The sequence below is a fragment of the Flaviramulus basaltis genome (genome assembly GCF_900114265.1).
Lineage (GTDB): Bacteria > Bacteroidota > Bacteroidia > Flavobacteriales > Flavobacteriaceae > Flaviramulus > Flaviramulus basaltis.
Map to the genome: position 1 here is coordinate 579,099 of NZ_FPKV01000002.1, position 24,724 is coordinate 603,822.

17 protein-coding genes are annotated in these 24,724 nt (G+C 30.3%); 11 read left to right on the plus strand and 6 right to left on the minus strand.

What is annotated here, in order from left to right:
- Positions 1-231 precede the first annotated feature (231 nt).
- From BT151_RS09095 to BT151_RS09145, 11 genes are all read left to right on the plus strand, one after another.
- The gene (locus BT151_RS09095) at positions 232-804 is read left to right on the plus strand and encodes a non-canonical purine NTP diphosphatase (protein ID WP_072401477.1); all 573 of its coding nucleotides are present in this window, start codon (positions 232-234) and stop codon (positions 802-804) included.
- A 71-nt stretch (positions 805-875) separates the two neighbouring features.
- On the plus strand, positions 876-3,101 hold the full coding sequence (locus BT151_RS09100) for a RelA/SpoT family protein (protein ID WP_072401478.1): 2,226 nt from the start codon (positions 876-878) through the stop codon (positions 3,099-3,101).
- Positions 3,102-3,127: 26 nt separating this feature from the next.
- Complete coding sequence (locus BT151_RS09105) at positions 3,128-3,589, plus strand: Fur family transcriptional regulator (protein WP_072401479.1); 462 nt, start codon at positions 3,128-3,130, stop codon at positions 3,587-3,589.
- Positions 3,590-3,597: 8 nt separating this feature from the next.
- Positions 3,598-4,881 carry an adenylosuccinate synthase gene (locus tag BT151_RS09110; protein WP_072401480.1) on the plus strand — a complete coding sequence of 428 codons (1,284 nt, stop codon included), beginning with the start codon at positions 3,598-3,600 and terminating at the stop codon, positions 4,879-4,881.
- Positions 4,882-4,996: 115 nt separating this feature from the next.
- On the plus strand, positions 4,997-7,135 hold the full coding sequence (locus tag BT151_RS09115; protein ID WP_072401481.1) for an OstA-like protein: 2,139 nt from the start codon (positions 4,997-4,999) through the stop codon (positions 7,133-7,135).
- Positions 7,136-7,143: 8 nt separating this feature from the next.
- On the plus strand, positions 7,144-8,328 hold the full coding sequence (locus BT151_RS09120) for an aspartate aminotransferase family protein (protein ID WP_072401482.1): 1,185 nt from the start codon (positions 7,144-7,146) through the stop codon (positions 8,326-8,328).
- Positions 8,329-8,485: 157 nt separating this feature from the next.
- Positions 8,486-9,874 carry a tetratricopeptide repeat protein gene (locus BT151_RS09125; RefSeq protein WP_072401483.1) on the plus strand — a complete coding sequence of 463 codons (1,389 nt, stop codon included), beginning with the start codon at positions 8,486-8,488 and terminating at the stop codon, positions 9,872-9,874.
- A gap of 51 nt (positions 9,875-9,925) precedes the next feature.
- Positions 9,926-10,843 carry a polyprenyl-phosphate transporter gene (locus BT151_RS09130; protein WP_072401484.1) on the plus strand — a complete coding sequence of 306 codons (918 nt, stop codon included), beginning with the start codon at positions 9,926-9,928 and terminating at the stop codon, positions 10,841-10,843.
- A gap of 2 nt (positions 10,844-10,845) precedes the next feature.
- Complete coding sequence (locus BT151_RS09135) at positions 10,846-11,862, plus strand: DUF368 domain-containing protein (RefSeq protein ID WP_072401485.1); 1,017 nt, start codon at positions 10,846-10,848, stop codon at positions 11,860-11,862.
- Positions 11,859-12,596: a shikimate dehydrogenase family protein gene (locus BT151_RS09140; RefSeq protein WP_072401486.1), complete on the plus strand. Its 738-nt coding sequence runs from the start codon at positions 11,859-11,861 to the stop codon at positions 12,594-12,596. The genes BT151_RS09135 and BT151_RS09140 overlap by 4 nt, the downstream gene beginning before the upstream one ends.
- Before the next feature lie 109 nt (positions 12,597-12,705).
- Complete coding sequence (locus BT151_RS09145) at positions 12,706-14,631, plus strand: DUF349 domain-containing protein (RefSeq protein ID WP_072401487.1); 1,926 nt, start codon at positions 12,706-12,708, stop codon at positions 14,629-14,631.
- A 62-nt stretch (positions 14,632-14,693) separates the two neighbouring features.
- Here BT151_RS09145 and BT151_RS09150 read toward each other — a convergent pair whose 3' ends face one another.
- The 6 genes from BT151_RS09150 to BT151_RS09175 all read right to left on the minus strand — a co-directional run bounded on the left by BT151_RS09150 (position 14,694) and on the right by BT151_RS09175 (position 24,723).
- Positions 14,694-17,981 (minus strand): Ig-like domain-containing protein, encoded by a 3,288-nt coding sequence (locus tag BT151_RS09150; protein ID WP_072401488.1) that lies wholly within the window; start codon positions 17,979-17,981, stop codon positions 14,694-14,696.
- A 214-nt stretch (positions 17,982-18,195) separates the two neighbouring features.
- A complete protein-coding gene (gene mazG / locus BT151_RS09155) occupies positions 18,196-18,975 on the minus strand; it encodes a nucleoside triphosphate pyrophosphohydrolase (protein WP_072401489.1) in 780 nt (259 codons plus the stop codon).
- Between the two features lie 106 nt (positions 18,976-19,081).
- Positions 19,082-21,352, minus strand: coding sequence for an aconitate hydratase (locus BT151_RS09160; protein ID WP_072401490.1), 2,271 nt, complete (start codon positions 21,350-21,352; stop codon positions 19,082-19,084).
- Positions 21,353-21,550: 198 nt separating this feature from the next.
- A complete protein-coding gene (locus BT151_RS09165) occupies positions 21,551-22,504 on the minus strand; it encodes an AAA family ATPase (protein WP_072401491.1) in 954 nt (317 codons plus the stop codon).
- A gap of 4 nt (positions 22,505-22,508) precedes the next feature.
- Positions 22,509-23,963, minus strand: coding sequence for a peptidylprolyl isomerase (locus BT151_RS09170; RefSeq protein WP_072401492.1), 1,455 nt, complete (start codon positions 23,961-23,963; stop codon positions 22,509-22,511).
- Positions 23,926-24,723 (minus strand): peptidylprolyl isomerase, encoded by a 798-nt coding sequence (locus BT151_RS09175; RefSeq protein ID WP_072401493.1) that lies wholly within the window; start codon positions 24,721-24,723, stop codon positions 23,926-23,928. Before BT151_RS09175 ends, BT151_RS09170 begins: the two co-directional genes overlap by 38 nt.
- Between the last annotated feature and the right edge of the window lies 1 nt (position 24,724).

The window sequence follows — 24,724 nt, forward strand, 5'->3', positions numbered from 1 at the left end:
TTTGAAACAAATTTATTCATTGTCCTAAGTACTTTATTTTTAAAAATTAAGACACTATAAATTTTCAAAGCATCATATATATCATTGAAAATAAGCCTAAAGCATATTAAGTGAGAGAGAGTAATTCTGATTCGGGCAAACAAATATCTATAAAAATAAATTTAAAAAAAAAATATTTGTTTTTTTAAATTGAATACAGTAGTATTTTTGAATTCCAAAATAGAATAAATCATGCAACTCGTTTTCGCTACTAACAACCCTAATAAAATCAAAGAAGTACAAGCTTTAATCCCCAAACACATAAAACTATTAAGTTTAAAAGATATTGGTTGTATTGAAGATGTTCCTGAAACCCAAAACACTATTGAAGGTAATGCTATTCAAAAAGCTGAATATATTAAAACCAAATATGGTTATGATTGTTTTGCAGATGATACGGGTTTAGAAGTTGATATTCTAAACGGCGCTCCAGGAGTCTATTCTGCTAGATATGCTGGTCTACAAAGAGATGCTAAAGATAACATGAACAAATTATTAAAAAAATTAAATAATAAAACTAATAGAAAAGCACAATTTAAAACCGTTGTAGCTTTACATTTAAATAATGAAATTAAAACTTTTACAGGTATTTGTGAAGGTGAAATTACTAAAGAAAAATATGGTGAAAAAGGTTTTGGTTACGACCCTATTTTTAAACCCAAAGATTACAACAATACTTTTGCAGAAATGGATTTAAAATTAAAAAATAGCATTGGGCATCGAGGAAAAGCCATTTCAAAACTCATTAGTTTTTTAAATTCGTAAAACTTTAAAAATTAGCTATAAAAACCATATTACATGTTGGTTATTAATATAGATTATCTTACTTTTAATTTATGACAGAGGAAGCCATAGAAAAAGAAAATGCAGCCATTACCAAAGCCTACAAAGAATTACTAAAAGTTAGTTACACAACACTTACTGATGATGATAAAAAGCTTATTCGTAGAGCTTTTGAAGTTGCTTTAGATGGTCATAAAAATCAACGTAGAAAATCTGGCGAAGCCTATATTTTTCACCCCATTGCTGTTGCAAAAATAGTAGCTCAAGAAATTGGCTTGGATGCTACATCTATTGCTTCTGCGCTTCTACATGATGTTGTTGAAGATAGCCCAGATTATGAAATTGAGGATATTGAAAAAGAATTTGGTAAAACTGTTGCTACAATTGTTGATGGACTAACAAAAATTTCTTCTTTAAGCAAAGAAAAAGACATGGATGTGTCTTTACAAGCAGAGAATTTTCGTAAAATGTTATTAACCCTAAATGATGATGTCAGGGTTATCATTATTAAAATCGCAGACAGGCTCCATAATATGCAAACTATGGATTCTATGCGTGCCGATAAACAAATTAAAATCGCATCAGAAACACTCTATATTTACGCTCCTTTAGCTCATAGAATTGGGCTTTATAATATTAAAACCGAACTTGAAGATTTAGGATTAAAATATACCGAACCAGATGTTTATAATGATATTTTAAGTAAAATAAAGGAAAGCAAGGAAGAACAAGATCTTTATATTAGCCAGTTTAGTGAAGTTATACAAAACTCTTTAGATAAAGAAAATCTTGATTATACTATAAAAGGACGTCCAAAATCCATTTTTTCTATTCGCCGAAAAATGCTAAACCAAGGTGTTCCCTTTGATGAAGTTTACGATAAATTTGCCATACGTATTATATATCAATGTGATGCAGATCCCAAAACCGAAAAATTTTTAGCATGGAAAATTTATTCCATTGTTACAGATCATTTTAGACCCAACCCTATTAGACTTCGTGACTGGATTTCATCACCTAAAGGCACTGGTTATGAAGCTTTACATATTACTGTCATGGGACCAAAAGGGCGTTGGGTTGAAGTACAAATACGCAGTAACCGCATGAATGAAATTGCAGAAAAAGGTTATGCTGCACATTATAAATACAAAGAAGGCAGTGAAAAAGAAGATAATTTAGAAAGTTGGATTAATCGTCTTCAAGAAGCTCTTGAAAACCCAGAAACAAATGCTGTAGATTTTGTAGAACAGTTCAAACTTAATTTATACTCTAAAGAAATATTTGTTTTCACCCCAACAGGAGAATTAAAATCACTCCCTAAAGGAGCTACTGCACTAGATTTTGCTTTTAATGTTCATACTGAAGTAGGTATGAAAACACGTGGTGCTAAAGTAAACGGGAAACTAGTAACACTAAGTCATAAATTAAAAAGTGGTGACCAAGTAGATATATTAACCTCAGAAAATGCTAAGCCTAATGCAAACTGGTTAGATTATGCCACTACTGCTAGGTCTAGAAGTAAAATAAAATCTGCATTAAAAGAAGATAAAAAACGTGTTGGTGAAGATGGTAAAGAAATTTTACGTAGAAAATTAAAACAACTTAAAATAAACTTAGACGAAGAATCAATTAACGAAATGGTTCGGTTTTTTAAATTAAAAACAAGTTTAGATTTATTTTATAGAATTGGTGTTGGTTCTATAGACAATACAATGCTTAAAAGCTACGCTTCGTCAAGAAGCAACGCTTTTATGAGTTATATTAAAAGTAAAATCTCTAGAAAAGCACCTATTAAAAAGGAAGAGTTAGAAAAAGATGAAGTTACAGTAAAATTCGATTCTCTTGTTTTTGGAAAAGAAGAAGAAAAACTTGATTATAAATTATCCAATTGTTGTAATCCCATACCAGGAGATAATGTTTTTGGTTTTTTAACCGTTAATGAAGGATTAAAAGTTCATAAATATAATTGCCCAAATGCAGTAAGTCTACAATCTAATTATGCTTACAGAATCATGATTGCAAAATGGATAGATTCTACACAACAAGAGTTTTTAGTGAAAATTCTAATTACGGGTATTGATCATATAGGATTGGTAAATGACATAACAACTATAATTTCAGAAAACATGCATGTTAATATGAAAAGCATTAGTTTTCAAAGTAATGACGGCTTATTTTCTGGAAAAATAAATGTAGTAGTAAAAAATAATACCATTATAAAAAAGCTTTTAGAGAAACTTAAAAAAATTAATGGTATAGATAAAGTTACTAGAGTGTAAAAAAAGTGTAAATTTGCGACGAAATTATGGATGCTAAAGCAGATACAAAAAATCAAGAAATAGTAAAAAGTGTATTTACTAACTTTTTAGAAAACAAAGGGCACAGAAAAACCCCCGAACGTTACGCTATACTACAAGAAATTTACAACAATAACGAGCATTTTGATATAGAATCTCTATATCTTAATATGAAAAACAAAAAATATAGAGTATCTCGTGCTACACTTTACAATACCATAGAGCTACTTTTAGAGTGTGGTTTAGTAAGAAAACACCAATTTGGGCAAAATCACCAAGCACAATACGAAAAATCATATTTTGATAGACAGCACGATCATGTAATACTTACCGATACAGGTGAAGTTATTGAGTTTTGTGACCCTAGAATTCAGTCTATTAAAAAAACAATCGAAGAAGTATTCGATATTGAAATTAATAACCACTCGCTCTATTTTTACGGAAATAGAAAATCAACCACAAAAAACTAATTTTTACAATGGCAGTAGATTTACTACTAGGATTACAATGGGGAGACGAAGGCAAAGGAAAAATTGTTGACGTACTTACATCAAACTACAATATTATAGCACGTTTTCAAGGCGGTCCTAACGCAGGACACACTTTGGTTTTTAACGGACGTAAACATGTATTACACACAATTCCATCAGGTATTTTTCATGATGATGCTACAAATCTTGTTGGAAATGGTGTAGTTATAGATCCAGTTATTTTCAAAGGAGAATTAGATAAACTTGAAGAACAAGGTGTAGATTACAGAAAATCATTACTTATTTCTCGTAAAGCACACATTATATTACCAACTCACAGGTTACTTGATGCAGCTAGTGAAGCTTCTAAAGGTAAGGCTAAAATAGGCTCTACTTTAAAAGGAATTGGTCCAACTTACATGGACAAAACTGGCAGAAATGGTATTCGTGTAGGTGATTTAGAACTAAGTGACTGGAAAGAAAAATATAGAGCATTAGCAGACAAACATGAGTCTATGATTGCTTTTTATAACGCTGAAATTGAATATGATTTATCAGAATTAGAGGCTGAATTTTTTAAAGCCATTGAAGTATTAAAATCATTAAAATTTATAGATTCTGAGGAATATATTTATCAAGCTCAAAAATCTGGAAAAACTATTCTTGCAGAAGGTGCTCAAGGTTCTCTTTTAGATATCGATTTTGGAACATATCCTTTTGTAACTTCAAGTAACACCACTGCTGCAGGAGCTTGCACAGGTTTAGGTGTTGCTCCTAATCAAATTGGTGAGGTATTTGGAATATTCAAGGCTTATACAACACGTGTTGGTTCTGGACCTTTCCCTACCGAATTATTTGATGAAGATGGTGAAACTATGGGACGTGTAGGTAATGAATTTGGAGCTACTACAGGTAGGGCTAGACGTTGCGGTTGGTTAGATTTAGTAGCTTTAAAATATGCTTGTCAAGTTAATGGCGTTACACAATTAATGATGATGAAAGGGGATGTACTTTCTGGTTTCAAAACTTTAAAAGTATGTACATCTTACAAATATAAAGGTGAAACTATTTCTCATTTGCCATATAATATTGAGCCAGAAAACGTACAACCTATTTATACAGAAGTTGCTGGTTGGAAAGAAGATTTAACACAAATGTCTGAAGGTTTTCAAATGCCAAAAGAATTAAATGACTATATAGAATTTTTAGAAAAAGAATTAGAAATTCCAATTACAATTGTTTCAGTTGGTCCTGATAGAAAACAGACTATTTTCAGACAACAATTAGCATAATAAACACATCAAAATATTTATCCTTAAAACGCTTCAATTTTTTTTGGAGCGTTTTTTGTTTCAATATACTTAAACATAAGATTAATCGTTATTTTTGCGACAAACTATTTACATTTTGAACAAACTGCAAATTTTACTTTTTATACTTTTATTAGGTTTTGTTTCAACCATTAATATTCAAGCTCAAACAAAAAAGAAAATTGAAATTGAATATGCTGGTAAACTAACCATAGATGAAGAAAATTATCCTGGAGCAAAAATTCTAACACGTGATGATTCTCAGCAAGTACAAATAAGTCATCAAGGGACAAATATGTGGTGTGACAAAGCTATTCATTATGGAAAGGAGAATTTCATAGAAGCTTATGGCAATGTGAAATTAATTCAAGGTGACACTATAAATATGACTTCAAAGTATATTGAATATAGTGGTATAACCGAATTAGCTTTTGCGAGTGGAGATGTAGTTTTAAAAGACCCTAATTCTACAATATCTTCAGATACTTTATATTTTGATCGTTTAAAGCAACAATCTTTTTACAAAAATGGTGGCACGGTTGTAAAAGATTCATCAGGAACCATTACTAGCAAAATTGGTAGATACTATATGGATATTAAAAAATATCAGTTTGTTGAAGATGTTGTATTGGTAAACGACAGTACAACAATAAATTCCAATTTCTTCGACTTTTATTCTGATACTGGTTATGCCTATTTATTTGGACCTTCAACTATAACTACACCAGAAAGTAAAACTTATTGTGAAAAAGGATTTTATGATACTGAAAAAAAAGTTGGATATGCGCTAAAAAAAGCAAAAATTAATTACGATAATCGAATTATAGAAGGAGATAGTCTTTACTTTGACAACAACACGAGCTTCGCGTCTGCAACTAATAATATTAAAGTTACAGATACAATAAACAACAGCATTATAAAAGGACATTATGCCGAGGTTTTTAAAGAAAAAGATTCTGTTTTTATAACTAAACGAGCTTTAGCTATAACTATACAAGAAAATGATTCGATTTATATACACGCCGATAAAATAATGGTTACAGGGAAACCTGATAACCGTATTATAAATGCGTATTACAATGCTAAGATATTTAAATCTGATATTAGCGGAAAAGCAGATTCTATTCATTCCAATCAAAAAACGGGTATCACTAAATTGATAAATATCCCTCGCTTTTCACCTGGTGATAAATTTTCAACTAAACGAAAACCAATCATGTGGAATTTTGAAAACCAAATGACAGGAGATACTATTCATTTAATATCAAATACAGAAACGGAAAAAATAGATTCTTTACTTGTTTTTAACAATGCATTTATAATTAGTAAAGACACCATAAGTGAAAAGGGATACAATCAAATTTACGGCATGAGATTGGTTGGTTTATTTAATGAAGAAAATCAATTACGTCAAGTAAACATAATAAAAAACGCTGAATCTATTTTTTACACTAGAAATGATAAACAAGAATTAATTGGTATAGATAAAGCAAAATCAGGAAGTATTTCTATGTTATTCGCTGATGGTGATATTGAAGAATACACACGATTTAATCAAGTTGATGGTGATTTGTATCCTGAATCTAAATACCCTGAAAAGGAGAAAATTTTAAAAGGTTTTGATTGGCGTGAGGAAGAACGTCCTTTAAGTGTTGAAGATTTATTTAAAGATGACCCACCATTTGAGTTACCTACTATAAAAGGATTGGAAGATTATGTTCCTCAAGAAGCTTTTTTTGATGACGAGATGATGGAGCGTTTAGAATCAATTAAACAAAATAAATTATTAAGAAATACTTCTCAAAAAAATAAAATTCAAAGAAATTTATTAAAATCTAATGAAGATTTCAACTCAATTAATTGGTTAAAAAGTAATATTACAATAAAATCTAATGTAACATTATCTCCAAATAAAAAACAAACAGCTGATAATATTATCGGCAATGGAGAAAAAAATGGTTATATATACCAACATGTTCCAAATATAAAAGGGAACTTCAAGTTTTCTATATGGTTAAAGGGAAGTGGAATAATAAAAATAGGATTACAAGAGCACATAGGTCATTCAACATATGAATTTTCTGAAATCAAACTTACTTCAATGTGGAAAAACTATTATATTAATTGTAAAAAAGAAGAAGATGGAAATAGGCTAAAAGTTGCAATTTTTAATATACAATCGGAGGACAACTTCTATATTTGGGGAGCAGAATTAATTGAAGTTCCAGAAAATTAAATTTTGAAATGAACTCAGATTTCCTCAAATATCAAGCACAAACAACACCACATCCATTAGCTATGGAAATTTCTTATGCTAATGGTTCATATATATATGACTCTAATAACAAAGCCTACTTAGATTTTGTTGCTGGCATTTCTGCAACACCTCTTGGTCATAATCACCCAAAAGTTATAAGCGCAATTAAAAAGCAATTAGATAAGTACATGCATGTTATGGTTTATGGAGAATATATTCAAAAACCAGCCGTAGAACTCACTAAATTATTAGCTAAAAACTTACCTTCATCATTAGAAAAGACTTACTTAGTCAACTCTGGAACTGAAGCTATTGAAGGTGCATTAAAATTAGCTAAACGTGCTACTGGACGCAGTGAGGTTATTTCAGCAAATAAAGCATACCATGGAAACACTATGGGCTCTATGAGTATTATGGGTTTTGAAGAACGCAAACAAGCTTTTAGACCACTTTTACCAAATGTAAAATTTATTTCTTTTAATAATGAAAGTGATTTAAAACATATTACAAAAAAGACAGCTTGTGTTATTTTAGAAACTATACAAGGTGGTGCAGGCTTTATTGTACCATCAAATAATTACTTACAAAAAGTCCAAAAACGTTGCAATGAAGTTGGTGCGCTTTTTATTTTAGATGAAATTCAACCGGGAATTGGGCGAACAGGAAAACTTTTTGGTTTTGAAAACTACAATTGTATACCAGATATTTTAGTAACAGGCAAAGGACTTGGTGGCGGAATGCCTATTGGTGCTTTCACGGCATCAAGTAAATTAATGGATTTACTTCAAGATAATCCTAAACTAGGACACATTACTACCTTTGGAGGACATCCTGTAATTGCTGCTTCTGCTTTAGCCACTTTAAAAGAAGTAACTGAAAGCAATTTAATGCAAGAAGCACTTGAAAAAGAACAACTTTTCAGAAAACTTTTAGTGCATCCTTTAATTACAGAAATTCGAGGAAAAGGACTCATGCTAGCCATAATTACACCTTCTTCTGATACAGCAAACTCATTAATTTTGAAATGTCAAGAAGCTGGTTTAATACTTTTTTGGCTACTTTTTGAGCCCAAAGCAGTAAGAATTACACCACCTTTAACCATTTCAAATGATGAAATCATTAAAGGATGTGAAATAATCATAGATTTGTTAGACGAAATACAACAACAATAAAAAACATATAAACTACTGATAATCAATAATTAATAAGTAAAAAATATTTACAAATAATGCAAATGTTCATTACTTTGTTAAAAACATTTAATCAAAAATTAACAATAAGAAGAATAGAAGCTTAAATTTAATCAGCTAGAATCTTACAAATTTGCCTATGGAGTTTAGTCATAACGACAACCAAGACCTGTCTCTCACAAAGTTTGAATCAATGTTGAAAACTAATCACGTTTTATTCTTTGATTCAGAGGAATTTGAAAACATCATTCATCACTATTTAAACCAAGGTAAAATTGCCTTAGCAAAAAAAGCTATAAAACTAGGTTTAGACCAACACCCAACTTCTATTAACTTAAGACTTTTTAGAGTAGAAGTTTATGTTTTTGAAGATAAACTTATTGAGGCCGACGAATTACTAAATGAATTGTACACATTAGACCCAATGAATGAAGAAATTTACATTCAAAAGGCTAATATTTTTTCTAAAAAAGATGACCATTACCAAGCTATTGATATTTTAAAAAAAGCATTAAAGCTTACTGATGATGTTGTAGATTTATACTCTTTAATTGGTATGGAATACCTCTTTCTAGATCAATTTGAAGATGCTAAAATGTATTTTATGAAGTGCTTAGAATCTGATTTGGACGATTATTCTGCACTTTATAATATTATTTATTGCTTTGAGTTTCTAAATCAATATGAAGAGGCTATTTCGTATTTAAATATGTTTTTAGATAAAAACCCATATTGTGAAGTCGCATGGCATCAATTAGGTAAACAATATTTTTCTTTAAAAGATTACAAAAAAGCTTTAACATCATTTGACTTTGCTATTATTTCAGATGATACTTTTGTTGGCGCCTATCTTGAGCGTGGTAAAGTTTTAGAAAAATTAAAAAGATTCGAAGATGCCATTGAAAACTATACAATTACCTTAACATTAGATGATCCAACATCATTTGCTTTATTGCGTATTGGTAATTGCCACGAAAAATTAAAAAGGGATGATTTAGCGCTTCAATTTTTTGATAGAACTGTTCATGAAGACCCTTTATTAGATAAAGGCTGGATAGCTATTACAAAGTTTCATAATAGAAAAGGAGATTACCAAAAAGCATTATACTTTATAAATAAAGCCATTAACATTGATTCAGAAAATGTAACTTATTGGAAATTATATTCTCAAATTAATCAAAGACTTAATTTTTATGAGGAAGCTGAACGTGGTTTCAAAAAAACATTAGAATTGGGTAATTATGAATTAAACACTTGGTTATCTCGTGGCGATTTATTAATTAAACTTGGTGAACCTGAAGCTGCGATTTATAATTTTGAACAAGCTGTAGAATTCTACCCAGAAAATGCTGAATTAGAATATCGTTTAGCAGGTTTATACTTTTGCTTAAATGAAAATGACAAAGGTACTTTTCATCTAAAAAACGGCATCAAACATAACGAAGAATATTCATTTATCATTGAAGAACTTTTCCCTGAAGTAGCTAATAAAATACTTGTTAAAAACTTACTAAAAACAAATCTATAAGTAAACGTTTAATTAAAATGTATACCTTTGGTTTTAGCTTAAAAATCAAATATGCATAGACGTCTTAAAGATTATTTAATCATTTCTTTTAAAGGATTAGCAATGGGAGCTGCAGATGCAGTTCCAGGAGTTTCTGGTGGAACTATTGCATTTATTTCTGGTATTTATGAAGAGTTAATTAATACTATTAGTAACGTTAATATCTCACTATTTAAAACACTTTTTAATAAAGGAATTAAAGCTTTTTGGAAGGAATTAAATGGTAATTTTATTTTAGCTCTATTATCTGGAATAATTATCAGTTTTGTTTCTTTCATGAAACTTGCCAAATATTTACTTGAGTATCATCCGGTTTTAATTTGGTCTTTCTTTTTTGGACTTATTATAGCTAGTATTTATTTTGTTGGTAAACAAATAACAAAATGGAATATAGCCACCATTATCGCCTTAATAATAGGAGCTGCTATAGCTTTTTACATTAGTAAATTACCATCTTTAGCTACAAACGAAAATTCTTGGTTTTTATTTCTAGCAGGGGCTATTGCTATTTGCGCTATGATATTGCCTGGTATTTCGGGCTCTTTCATATTAATTATTTTGGGAGCTTATAAAACCCTTAGTGATGCTATTCATGATATTGATATAAAGAAATTATTGATTTTTATAAGTGGAGCTATCATTGGTCTATTAAGTTTTAGCCATGTTTTAAAATGGCTTTTTAAACATTATCATAACATAACATTAGCCGTATTAACAGGTTTTATTTTTGGCTCTTTAAACAAAGTTTGGCCATGGAAAAAAACGTTATCATTTCACACAAATTCAAAAGGTATAAAATCGCCGTTGTTACAAGAAAGTGTTTCACCTTTCTCATTTGAAGGAGATCATCAACTTCTTTATGCAATCATTTTAATAATTTTAGGTTTTTTAACTATTTTCATACTTGAAAAATTAGGATCTAAAAAGTAACAATGGAAAGCACAAGAACACTTCCCGATAAAATTTTTCTAATCCTAAAAGGATTAGGTATGGGTGCTGCCAATAAAGTACCTGGAGTTTCTGGTGGTGTTGTCGCTTTTGTTGCTGGCTTTTATGAAGAGTTTATTTATTCACTAAAAAAGGTAAACGGAAAAGCTTTTAAATTACTATTTAATGGTCGTTTTAAAAGTTTTTACAGGTATATAAATGGTAGGTTTTTGAGTTTACTTTTCTTTGGAATGATAGTTAGTTATTTCAGTATTTCCAAAATTTTAGATTATTTAATTAGCTACTATGAGCTTTATGTTTGGAGTGTTTTCTTTGGAATGATTATTGGCTCAATTTATTACATAAACAAAGATTTTAAAGATTGGAATTATAAAACATACATATCATTATCAATAGGAATTTTAATAGGCATTGGTATAAGTTTTTTAAACCCTGCAAAAGAAAACGACAACCTTTGGTTTGTTTTTTTCTGCGGTATAATTAGCGTTTCTGGAATGACACTTCCTGGATTTTCTGGCTCATTTATTCTTATTCTTTTAGGTAACTATGTGCTTCTTTTAGTAGATTCTGTAAATGCTTTATATGATTCTTTTGCAGAAATTTTTCGTGGAGATTTTAGTTTTTATAATAATCTTGAACGTGTTAGAATGCTTAAAGTTCTTGGAGCATTTACATTAGGCTCTATAACAGGTTTAGTTACATTTTCTCATGTTTTAAGCTATATTTTAAAACACTATAAAAGTATCACGCTTTCAACAATAATAGGATTTATTATTGGATCGTTAGGTGTTGTTTGGCCTTGGAAAAAAACCATTTACAAATTAAATAAAGATGGCGGTTTTCTTTTTGATTCAACAGGAACAAAAGTAGTAAAGAATTATAAACGTTTTATACCAGAACTAAATATTGAAACTTATTATGCTATAGGCTTTATTTTTATTGGAATTATAATTGTTTTAGCATTAGAATGGTACGGGCAAAAAACTAGAAAAATTAAATGAATAAATTAGGGCTTTTAGGTAAAAATATATCATACTCATTTTCAAAAGCATATTTTAAAAATAAATTTGATGATGAAAATATTAAGGATACCACTTACGAGAATTTTGATATTGAAAATATTGATTTATTTCCTTCAATAATAAAAAACACTAAAGATTTAAAAGGCTTAAACGTAACTATTCCTTACAAAGAAGTTGTGATTCCTTATTTAAATAAAGTAAATAAAAAAGCCAAAGCAATTGGCGCAGTTAATACCATAAAAATAACTAAAAAAGGTAATTTAATTGGATATAATACAGATTGTTATGGCTTTAAAAAATCTCTTAAGCCTTATATAAAATCTCACCATAAAAAGGCTTTAATTTTGGGTACTGGTGGAGCAAGTAAAGCCATTGCTTATAGTTTAAAAAAAATGGGGATTTCATATAAATATGTATCTAGAAACCCTTCAAAACATGTAGCTTTTACCTATGATAAGCTAAGCGAAAATGATATTAAAAATCATCAAATCATAATAAACTGCACGCCTTTGGGCACTTTTCCAAATGTTGACGACTGCCCAAATATTCCTTACAGCGCCATAAATAACAATCATATATTGTTCGATTTAATATACAATCCAGAAGAAACTACCTTTTTAAAACTTGGAAAAAAAAACCAAGCCACAACTATAAATGGCCTAAATATGTTGAAATTACAAGCCGAAAAAGCATGGTCTATTTGGAATTTGTAAATAGAATCTCTACATAAATAGTTAAAACAACCAACACCTCTTTGTAAATACTAGACTTGTTAGTATCTTTAAAGTCTAGAGTATTTAATGAACCCTAACATTTTTTAAAATGTCTGAAATAAACAAACCTTCTAAAACGGAAGAAATAGAAGAAAATAATTCGAATGAAAACTCATTAGAATTAAATGAAAATCAACAAGTTGAAGAAACTTCAAATGAAGAAGAAACACCTGAAGATCATGATGAAGTTTTAAACGAAATTGAAGAATCTAATGCAGAAGATGCAGAAGATGAAGGCAATAAAGACAGACATACCATTGAGGTAAAGGAATACGACAGTATGTCCCTAGAAGCTTTAGCTATTGAGTTAGAAAAGCTTTTAAAAAATGAAAAAATACAGGCAATTCGATCTCATGTAAATAGTATAAACTCAGAATTTAAAACAAAATTTCAAGCTTTACTAGACGAGAAAAAAGAAGATTTCTTAAACGAAGGTGGCAACGAAATAGATTTTTATTATACTTCTCCTGTACAAAAAAGATTTAAAGACGCCTATAATGATTATCGTAAAAGACTAAACGAGCATTACCAAAGTTTAGAGAAAAACTTAAAACAAAATTTAGTTGATAAACTCGAAATTATTGAAGAATTAAAAGGGTTAATAAACGTCGAAGAAAACATAAACACAACCTACAAACACTTTAAAGAATTACAAGAACGTTGGCGTACTACTGGTCCCATTCCTAGAGACAAATACAACAATGCATGGAATAGTTACCATCATCATGTAGAGATGTTTTACGACTTTTTGCATTTAAATAGAGATTTACGCGATTTAGATTTTAAACATAATTTAGAAAAGAAATTATTAATTATTGAACACGCTGAAGAGCTTGCCAAAGATGATAATGCAATGCGTGCTTTTAGGGAACTACAAGAATTACACAAAATGTGGAAAGAAGAGTTAGGTCCTGTTGGCAAAGAACATCGTGAACAAATTTGGGAACGTTTTAAAACTGCTACAAAAATTATTAACGATAAGCGCCAAGTATATTACAAAGAAATTGATAAAGTTCACGAGAAAAATTTAGAAACCAAACTTGAAATTATAGAAAAAATTAATGCTTTAAATACTCAAGAAATTAATTCTCATAGTGCATGGCAAAGAAAAATTAAAGATATTGAAGCATTGCGAGAAGCTTTTTTTAATGCAGGTAAAGTACCAATAAAATTAAATGAAAGTACTTGGGCTAAATTTAAAGAATCTGTAAGAACTTTTAATAGACAAAAAAATGCTTTTTATAAAGGTCTAAAAAAAGAACAATACAAAAATCTTCAGCAAAAATTAGATTTAATAAAAATTGCAGAAGACAATAAAGACAGTGACGATTTTGAAGTTACCACGCCTTTGATGAAAAAAATTCAAAATGATTGGAAAAAAATTGGGCATGTACCTAGAAAAGATAGCGATAAAATATGGAAACAATTTAAATCGGCTTGCAACTACTATTTTGATAAAATACATGCTAGTAGAAATGCAGCAAACAAAGAATTTATTGAAGCTTTTAACAAAAAAAATGAGCTATTAAATACTTTAAAAGATTTAACACTGAAAGGAACTAAAGAAGAAAATATAAATACTGTAAAAGACTATATTTCTCAATGGCAAGCATTAGGCAGAGTACCAAATGACAAACGTTATATTGAAGGTAAATTTCAAAAAACAATTGATGATTTATTGACTGGTTTGAAAATGGATAAGAATGAAGTAGAAATGATAAAATATGAAAACAAACTAGATAGCATCAATACTGATGATGATAATAGAAATTTAGATAATGAGCGTTCTTTTATTCGTAAAAAAATTGATGAAGTAAAAAGTCAAATTAATCAATTAGAAAATAACATGCAGTTTTTTACTAATGTTGAAGATGATAATCCAGTAGTAAAAGAAGTTAAAAATAACATCAAAGCTCATAAAGAGTCATTAAAGCTTTGGAAAACGAAACTTAGTAAAATTAAAGAACTATATTAAATTAATATAGTTTCTTAGTAAGAAAAAGCAGTTTGAAATTAATATTTCAAACTGCTTTTTTGCTATCTAATTAAACTAAAATGCCCTTTATAAGTTATAATATCTCCAGTAGTTTCAATTAATTCTGCAATAAACCAATAATCTGAATCTGGTAATTCTTGTCCGTTAAAAGTGCCATCCCAAGTTCCATTTTTAGCATTTAATTGTTTAACTAATTTCCCATATCGGTTATAAACACTCACTTTTGATGCATTTGTAAAATCAAGACCTAAACCTTTTATTTGCCAAGTATCATTTGTTCCATCATCATTTGGTGTAAAAAACTTAGGAAAACCTAAAATAAACACTTCTAATGATGCAATACCGCAACCATTTTTATCTTTCACATAAATAATATGTTCTCCTGCTCCAACACTATCAAAATAAGGTTCATTTCGATAAGGTCCATCAATCTTATCTAAAGCAAACTCATAATCACCAATACCTAAATTGTTGTTATCATTATTTATAGTAATACTATTATTGTCAGAAAGTTGAATAATTGTAATATCATCAATATTAATATCTGCAATGGCAGATTCAACCACAGTAAAAACAACAGGAAAAGATTCGCAACCGAAACTAGACGTAGCAATAACAGTATATGAACCGCCAGAAATAACTTCGGCATAATCCAAATCGCTAACTATTTGTCCGCTTGAATTTTTCCATTCATAAGTATAATCCCCTTTTGGATTAAAAGTGGTTAATGTAATTGGGTTATTATCTAAGCAATATATTTCTGAATTATCGACTTCAAATTCTGGTCTTGGGTGAACGGTTAAAACCAAATGAGGTCCAATACCAAAACAATCTCCATTATCATCACTTTCTACACGCACGTATAAAATTTGCGAAAATGTATTAGTATTTATGTAATTATCTTGTTGGATTATTTCATTTTGCTCTAACTGAGCATCATTCAAACTCTCAAAATAGTGAACACTTAAATTTTGACCTGAAGGAAATTGAGCTAAAAACTCGCTAGATGCTTGAGATAAATTAAAAATATGTAAACCATCAATTTCATTATCATCATCACACTCTTCTAATTCTTTAATAAAACCTTGGGAAAATGATGTTGTTGAAACTTGTAAGTTTATAGTTGAAACTCGATGGCAACCATCTACATTTTCAACACGAGCATATACCGTATTTGCTGTTTGATTATTAAATATTGAAGCTATCTCATTGATGCTTGAATCTGCATCATTATATGAATTATAATAGGTAAAAGTTAAATTTGAAATACCGCTATTAGATATAACACTGTTTGTTTCTGTTAAATTAAAATCTGTAAAACCGTCAACAGTTCCATCTTCATCACAATTTTTAAATATTATAGAAGCTTGAATTTCTGGTAATTCATTCACTTGAACATTAAATGAAGTATCAGTGAAACATGAATTATTAGTATTATTTACAATTCTAACAAATATAGTTTGCCCGTTTTGAGTGGTATTTATAAATGCATTTTCAGGTGTCAAAATAGGAGAAGTATATACTGACTCTGTAAAATAATAAAAAGTAAAGCCTGATGCTTCTTTTCCATTTAAAAGAATTGTTTCATTAGCTGTTAAATCAAAATTAGTGTAACCATTAGTATCATCTCCATCTAACATACTATCACACTCATATAAGTCTGGTATTGTAGAGGCTTCAGGTAAAACTACTGTTTCGTTTATTATAATGTTTACAGACAACCTATCTAAACTTTCACAACCATTTATTGTTTGAGTAGCATAATATGTTTTAGTAATTAATAAATCTGATGTATTTAGTGGGGATCCTCCTGCACTTAAATCATACCATGTTATATTCTGTCCCGTTATAGCAATATTTGAAATGGTTGCTTGTTCTACATCACAAAAACTTTGGTTAGAAGTTGTAGTTGTTGGAATACTTGTTTTTTGCACTGTTAAAGATACTGGTGTTCTTGTTGAAGAAATACATCCATTTACTATGGCATCAACATAATAAGTTGTTGTTGTATTTACAATTGGTGTTGTAAAAGATGTACCACTATACAAAGATACTCCTCCTGAAGATACATCATACCAATTGATTATACCAGCAGATGTAGTTGCAGTTAAAGTAGCTGAGCCAGAATCACAAACTAAATCTTCATTTACAGAATTTATTGTTGGTAATGGAGTAACGGTAACCATAACAGGAACTCTTTGTCCTTCTAAACATCCGTTTATTGAGGCCAAAGCATAATATATTGTTGTAGAATTTATAATTGGGGTAGTAAAAGTTTGCCCACTACCTAGTTGAGTTCCACCAGTAGAAGCATCAAACCATAAAACGTCTCCTAATGATGCTATAGCTTCTATGGCTTCGCTACCATTACCACATATACTAGCAGATGTAGTTTCTATAATAGAAGTCGTGTAGATGCTTGTACTTGCAGATATACTTAAATCTGGGTCTCCAAGTGTGCCCCCATATTCAACTATATATCCTTTAGGTTGATAATCCCCAAAATCTCCACCAACATTACTCAAATCATTCCAAGAACCAGCTATTCCAACACCGGGTGCAGTAACATGAGTATAATCCTCATTTCCATCTTGATTTGGCTCTCCACTATTCCAAAAAGCAAAATTAGGAGTACTTCCATTAAAATTTCCATTCCAAAAAACAGTACCTGCCTCTGGCCCAGTAACCCATTTCCATATGCCTTCTGTTTCAGCATCACTACCACCAATCCATCCTGCTCCTGCGGCTTGTTCTCCTGATAATTGTGCTTCTTCAGCTGAAGTAATGGTAGCTAAGTATCCTTTTAAACCAAAATATTCTCTATTTTCTGATGCAGTTCTAGCTGATGTCCAAGTAATTCCAATTGATGGAACATATTCATAATAATGTCCTGTTGATGGCAAATAATTAGCATCACCTACAGTAATAGAAAATGATTTATCAGACGGATTTCCACTTGTGCTTTGGAAAACAATATCTTTAGTTGCAGCTATTAAATCAACATAGCTAACTAAGTTAGTAGTGGCACCTGTTAAAATTAATTTACCCTCATTTATACTCCAAGAAGTTGATATATTTGGGTGAGAACCAAGAAGTATTAAGCTGTCATCGCCTTGTTCATAACCAGTAGAAATTTGTACAAAAAGTGATTCTGTTTGAGTATCGTCAGTATCAACTATATCAAAATCTGTAACAATATTGATTTTTGTTTTTGGACAATATGGTTGATTTCCTGAAGCTGTTAAAGTAGGTGCTTCATTTTGTGACCAACAAGAAGATGTTAGTAGTAGAAAAACAATAAAATATGTGTAATTAACTTTTTTATACATTAAATTAACCTTGAAATATACTTTAAATAAAATGAATATTTTTTGAATTGATAAATCTAACCGATGTTTAAGAGAAAAAACACTATAAAACGTTAATTTTTTTTCACTTCTTCAATTTTGGAATTTGAAAATCAGAAATTTTCTAATTCCTTATTTTACTAATTGTTTTGCTTCTTCCCGTTTTGAAATTTGAAAATCAGAGATTTTCCAATTCTTATTTTGGTAACCGCTTTGCTTCTTCCCAAAACACATCCATTTCAGCCAAGGTCATTTCTTTTAAAGGTTTATTTAAACTTTTTGCTTTACTCTCTAAATATTGAAAGCGTTTAGAAAATTTTTTATTAGTACGTTCTAAAGCATTTTCAGGATTAATGTTTAAAAACCGAGCATAATTTACCATAGAAAATATGACATCTCCAAATTCGCTTTCCATAGCATCTCTATCTCCTTTTTCTACTTCTGCTTTAAATTCATATAACTCCTCCTCTACTTTTTCCCAAACTTGATTAGGTTCTTCCCAATCAAAGCCAACACCTGCTACTTTTTCTTGAATTCTATTGGCTTTTACCAAAGCTGGTAAACTTTTTGGAACGCCTTGCAAAACACTAGTTTTACCTTCTTTTAGTTTTAAATTTTCCCAATTACGTTTAACATCTTCTTCATTTTCAACTTTAACATCTCCATAAATATGTGGATGTCTGTGTATCAATTTTTCACAGATACTATTACAAACATCTGTAATATCAAAATCGTTTGTTTCGCTTCCTATTTTGGAATAAAACACAATATGAAGTAGAACATCTCCTAATTCTTTTTTAATTTCCTCTAAATCATTATCCAAAATTGCATCACCCAATTCGTAAGTTTCCTCAATAGTTAAATGGCGTAACGTTTCCATAGTTTGCTTTTTATCCCATGGACATTTAGCTCGCAACTCATCCATTATAGTTAATAATCTATCAAAAGCTTTAAGTTGATTTTCTCTGGTATTCATTAGAAGTGTTTTGGTAAAAATACAATTATAACTTTTTCATTTAAAGCTATAAAACAAAAAAATCCAGCTTATTAGCTGGATTTTTAATATTTAAAATCATAAATTTTTATGATACATTTTGCTTTTTAATTAAGTTTAATGCAGAACCTTCATTATACCAAGCAATTTGCGCGGCATTATAAGTGTGGTTTAATTTAATAATATCTTTCGAACCATCAGCATGAACCGCTTCTAAAGTTAAAGGCTTATCTGGAGCAAATTCATTTAAATCTAAAAAGTTGAAAGTATCATCTTCTTGAATTAAATCGTAATCTGCTTCATTAGCAAATGTTAAACCTAACATTCCTTGTTTTTTAAGGTTTGTTTCATGTATACGTGCAAACGATTTTACAATTACAGCTGCAACACCTAAATGTCTTGGCTCCATTGCTGCGTGTTCTCTTGAAGAACCTTCTCCGTAATTATGATCACCAACTACAATAGTTTTTATATCAGCAGCTTTATAAGCTCTTGCTGTATCTGGTACACCACCAAATTCTCCTGTTAACTGATTTTTCACAAAGTTAGTTTTCTTTCCAAAAGCGTTAACAGCTCCTATTAAACAGTTATTAGAAATATTATCTAAATGTCCGCGGAAACGTAACCAAGGTCCAGCCATAGAAATATGGTCTGTTGTACATTTTCCAAACGCTTTAATTAATAATTTAGCTCCTGTAATAGAATTACCAATAGGCTCAAACGGTGTTAATAATTGTAATCTTTCAGAATCATCAGCTACTTTTACTTGAACATGACTACCGTCTGCTTCTGGAGCTAAGTAACCATTATCTTGAACTTCAAAACCTTTTGGAGGTAATTCCCATCCTGTTGGCTCATCGAACATCACTTCTTCCCCATTTTCATTAATTAACTTATCCGTCATTGGGTTGAAATCTAAACGACCTGCAATAGCAATAGCAGCAGTAACTTCTGGTGAAGCTACGAATGCATGCGTATTTGGATTTCCATCTGCACGTTTAGCAAAGTTTCTATTAAAAGAATGTACAATACTATTTTTTGGTGCATTTTTAGGATCGCTATATCTTGCCCATTGACCAATACATGGTCCGCAAGCATTTGTAAATATTTTAGCGTCTAATTTTTCAAAGATATCAAGAATACCATCTCTTTCAGTTGTAAATCTAACAAGCTCCGAACCTGGGTTAATACCTAATTCCGATTTCATTTTAATTCCCTTATCTAAAGCTTGTTGAGCAATAGATGAAGCACGTGATAAATCTTCATAAGATGAATTGGTACAAGAACCAATTAATCCCCATTCTACAGCAATTGGCCAATCGTTAGCTTTTGCTTTTTCAGACATATCTTTACCTACTGTAGTAGATAAATCTGGTGTGAAAGGTCCATTTAAAAGTGGACCTAATTCAGATAAATTAATATCAATAACTTGATCAAAAAATTGTTCTGGATTTGCATAAACCTCAGCATCTGCAGTAAGGTGTTCTTTTACAGAATTTGCAGCATCAGCAACATCTGCTCTATCAGTTGAACGTAAATAACGTTCCATAGATTCATCATAACCAAATGTAGATGTTGTAGCGCCTATTTCAGCTCCCATATTACAAATAGTTCCTTTTCCTGTACATGACATAGAAGTCGCTCCAGGTCCAAAATATTCAACAATAGCACCAGTTCCTCCTTTTACAGTAAGAATATCTGCTACTTTTAGAATCACATCTTTTGGTGCTGTCCAACCAGAAAGTTTTCCAGTTAATCTAACACCTATTAGTTTAGGAAATTTAAGTTCCCAAGCCATACCTGCCATAACATCAACAGCATCTGCTCCACCAACACCAATGGCAACCATACCTAATCCACCAGCATTTACTGTATGTGAATCTGTACCAATCATCATTCCTCCTGGAAATGCATAGTTTTCTAAAACAACTTGGTGAATAATACCTGCTCCTGGTTTCCAAAAACCAATACCATATTTATTTGAAACCGATTCTAAGAAATTAAAAACCTCACTACTTACAGTATTTGCGTGCTTTAAATCTACAGTAGCGCCATCTTTTGCTTGAATTAAGTGATCGCAATGTACCGTAGTTGGCACTGCTACTTGAGTTTTTCCTGCTTGCATAAATTGCAATAAAGCCATTTGTGCTGTAGCATCTTGACATGCAATTCTATCTGGTGCAAAATCCACATAATCTTTTCCTCTTACAAATGCTTTAGTAGGATTTCCATCCCATAAATGAGAATATAAAATCTTTTCAGAAAGTGTTAAAGGTTTACCTACAATCTCACGTGCCTTATCAACACGCTCAGCCATTTTGGTGTAAACACCTTTTATCATGTCTATGTCAAATGCCATAAAAAATATTTTAAGTTTTGGTTTATTATAAAGTATTGCAAATTACGAAATAAATACAAAGTTTTAAAAATAAAACTTGCATAACTGCCCAGTATCATATTAAATTATTATAGTGATATTAAAATTTAATATGGTTTACTATTTATCAGTGATTTTTGGTTAAAAATGATGATTTATCACTTTTAAATTGAAAAGTAATTAAAATAAGCTTTTAATTATTTGTTCTTCAGAAATACCTTCAGCCTCAGCTTTATAGTTTTTAATAATTCTGTGTCTTAAAATACTATAAGCTACTGCTTGTACATTTTCAATATCTGGTGAAAATTTACCATTTATTGCAGCATGTGTTTTAGCTGCTAGAATTAAATTTTGTGAAGCTCTAGGTCCTGCTCCCCAATCTATATATGTTTTTACTAAATCTGGAGCTGTATTAGAATTTGGTCTTGTTTTCCCGACCATCGATACAGCATATTCAATAACATTATCTGCAACAGGAATACGGCGAATTAAATGTTGAAAATCTATAATTTCTTCTGCTGAAAACAAAGCATTAACCGTTGTTTTATTGTCTGTAGTTGTCTTTTTAACAACTTGCACTTCTTCTTCAAAAGAAGGATAATCTAAATTAATAGCAAACATAAAACGGTCTAACTGAGCTTCCGGCAAAGGGTAAGTACCTTCTTGCTCTATTGGATTTTGAGTTGCCAAAACAAAATATGGCAATTCTAATTTATAATGATGACCTGCAACTGTAACAGAACGTTCTTGCATAGCTTCCAACAAAGCCGCTTGTGTTTTAGGTGGTGTTCTATTAATCTCATCTGCTAAAATAATATTAGCAAAAATAGGTCCTTTTATAAATTTAAAATGACGGTCTTCATCTAAAATTTCACTTCCTAAAATATCACTTGGCATTAAATCTGGAGTGAATTGAATACGTTTAAAATCTAACCCTAACGTTTGAGCAATTGTATTTACCATTAAGGTTTTTGCTAAACCTGGAACACCAACAAGTAATGAATGCCCACCAGAAAATATAGAAATTAAAATTTGAGTTACAACCTCATCTTGACCAACAATAACTTTTGCTATTTCGGTTTTTAAATCTTTAAATTGTTTTACAAACTTTTCAATAGCAACTACATCAGACATCGGCTTACTTTTTTAACCAGTTACCAGAAAACTCGCAATCTCTATACTCACCACTAATTTTAATATAAGTATCTAAGATTTTTTCCTCTTGCCACTTTTCAATTTCTCTAATTTTCTTTTCTTCTTCTGCTAGTTGCTTAATTTTTAAATAATCACGAGCGTAATCTGCTTCATGCTCATCTATTCTATTAGTAACCATTAAAATTTTAAACTTGGTGTTACCTGTTCTATCTTGTTCGCTTAATACTAAGCTAACTTCACCATCTTTTAAATCTTGAATTTGAGCATATAACTCAGGATCCATTCTAGTTAATTCAAAATTATAATCCTGTGTTGTAGGGTTTATTAATTGTCCTCCATCATTTTTTGTCTCCTTTTCATCACTTGCTTCTTTAGCAGCATCTGCAAAAGATATATCGCCATTAGCAATACGTTCTCTAACTTTTTCTAAGCGCTGTCTTGCTTCATTTACAGCTTCGGTTGACACTTTAGGAGTTAACAAAATGTGAGCTACATCATACTCTTGACCTCTAATTTTTTCTAAGGTTATAATATGATATCCAAAGTCTGTTTCAAAAGGTTCTGATATTTCCCCTTCTTGCAAAGCAAATGCTGCTTGCCTAAACTCCTTAACCATTCGAGGTTGCTTTTTATTTAAAGTATATTTACCTCCTTTACTTGCCGAACCTGGATCATCAGAATACAATACCGCTTTAGAACGGAAACTAGCTCCATTCTCAATAACATCTGCTTTAAATTGCTTTAAGCGATCAATAACTCTTTGTTTTTCTTCTTCAGATACTTTTGGTTCTGCAACAATTTGTGCAACTTTAAGTTCTGTTCCAAAAGTTGGTCTTTCATCTTTAGGAATTTTATTAAAAAAAGCTCTAACCTCTTCTGGTGTTATTTCAACTTCTTCAACAATTTTTGCCTGCATTTTTTGAGCTAAAGTATTTGCTTTATTAATTTCAAACATTTCGTCTCTAAAACTCTTTTCATCATCTTTTTTATAAAATTCTAAAAGACGATCCATAGAACCATTAACTTGCTGTAAAAACTGCTCGATTTGATAATCTACCTGTTTTCTTATTTCTGCATCTGAAACCTGAATACTATCTTGAATAGCATGGTGTGCATATAATTTATCTTCTAATAACTTACCAAACAATTCGCATTTACCAATTTTACTAGTATTTACGCCTTGAGCTTGTAATTGTAAATAGGCTTTATCCACATCAGATTCTAAAATAATATAGTCTCCAACTACAGCTGCAACACCATCAACTTTTCTAGCGTTTTGTGTATCAACTGTATCTACTTTTTTAGTTACTTCTTCTTTAATTTCATCTTCAATAATTTCTTGCGCAGACATAACATTTATAGCAAATAACGTTATGCAAAAAAGTGATAAGTGTTTCAAATTATTCGTAAATTTCAAATTGTTTATTTTTAATAGCATCTTTTGTGATATCCTTTTCTAATTCTCTAATAAGTTCTAGTTTGCGTTTGTTAACCACTATTTGATCTATAGTTGGCTTAACATATTCTAATGGTGCTGTGTCATTTCGTAACAAGGCATCATTAATTTGCATCAAATATACTCCTAATGAATCTTTGAGTTGTACAAAATTAGATTTTTTTAACAGTTGATTTTTGTTTTCTGGTGTAACCGCTGGAATTTTTTCAATAACTTGACTTAGCTTTATCCAAATTGAGTCGTTAAATGAGTAAGATTTAAATTGAATAGATATCGAATCTAAAATCTTTTTATCGTTAGAATTATAACGTTTAAAACGTTCTTGAATCTTGTTATAATCAATAATATTTTCGTCTACATGAATGTATCTAAACTTAATTAACTCTTCATTTAATTTAAAAACTTCTTTGTTATTATTGTAATACACTTCGGCTTCTTTTATATTAACTAATGTATCAACACTACGCTTAACCAAAGCTTCAATATAGGCTTTAGAGTATAAATCGTTCTTGTACTGAACCACCAATCTATCAAAAGTCTGTTGTTTTTTATCACTTAAATTTAACATGGCGCCATCTACAAATAATTGTTGTGTGGCCCAGCGATTAATAAAATTTTGAACAATAAGCGTGCTGTCTTCTTTTGGTGTACCTTCTGGAACTAAATCTATAATATCATCAAGATATAAATAAGATTCATTAACTCTAGCGACAGGAACTCCATCACTTGATGTTTTAAACATA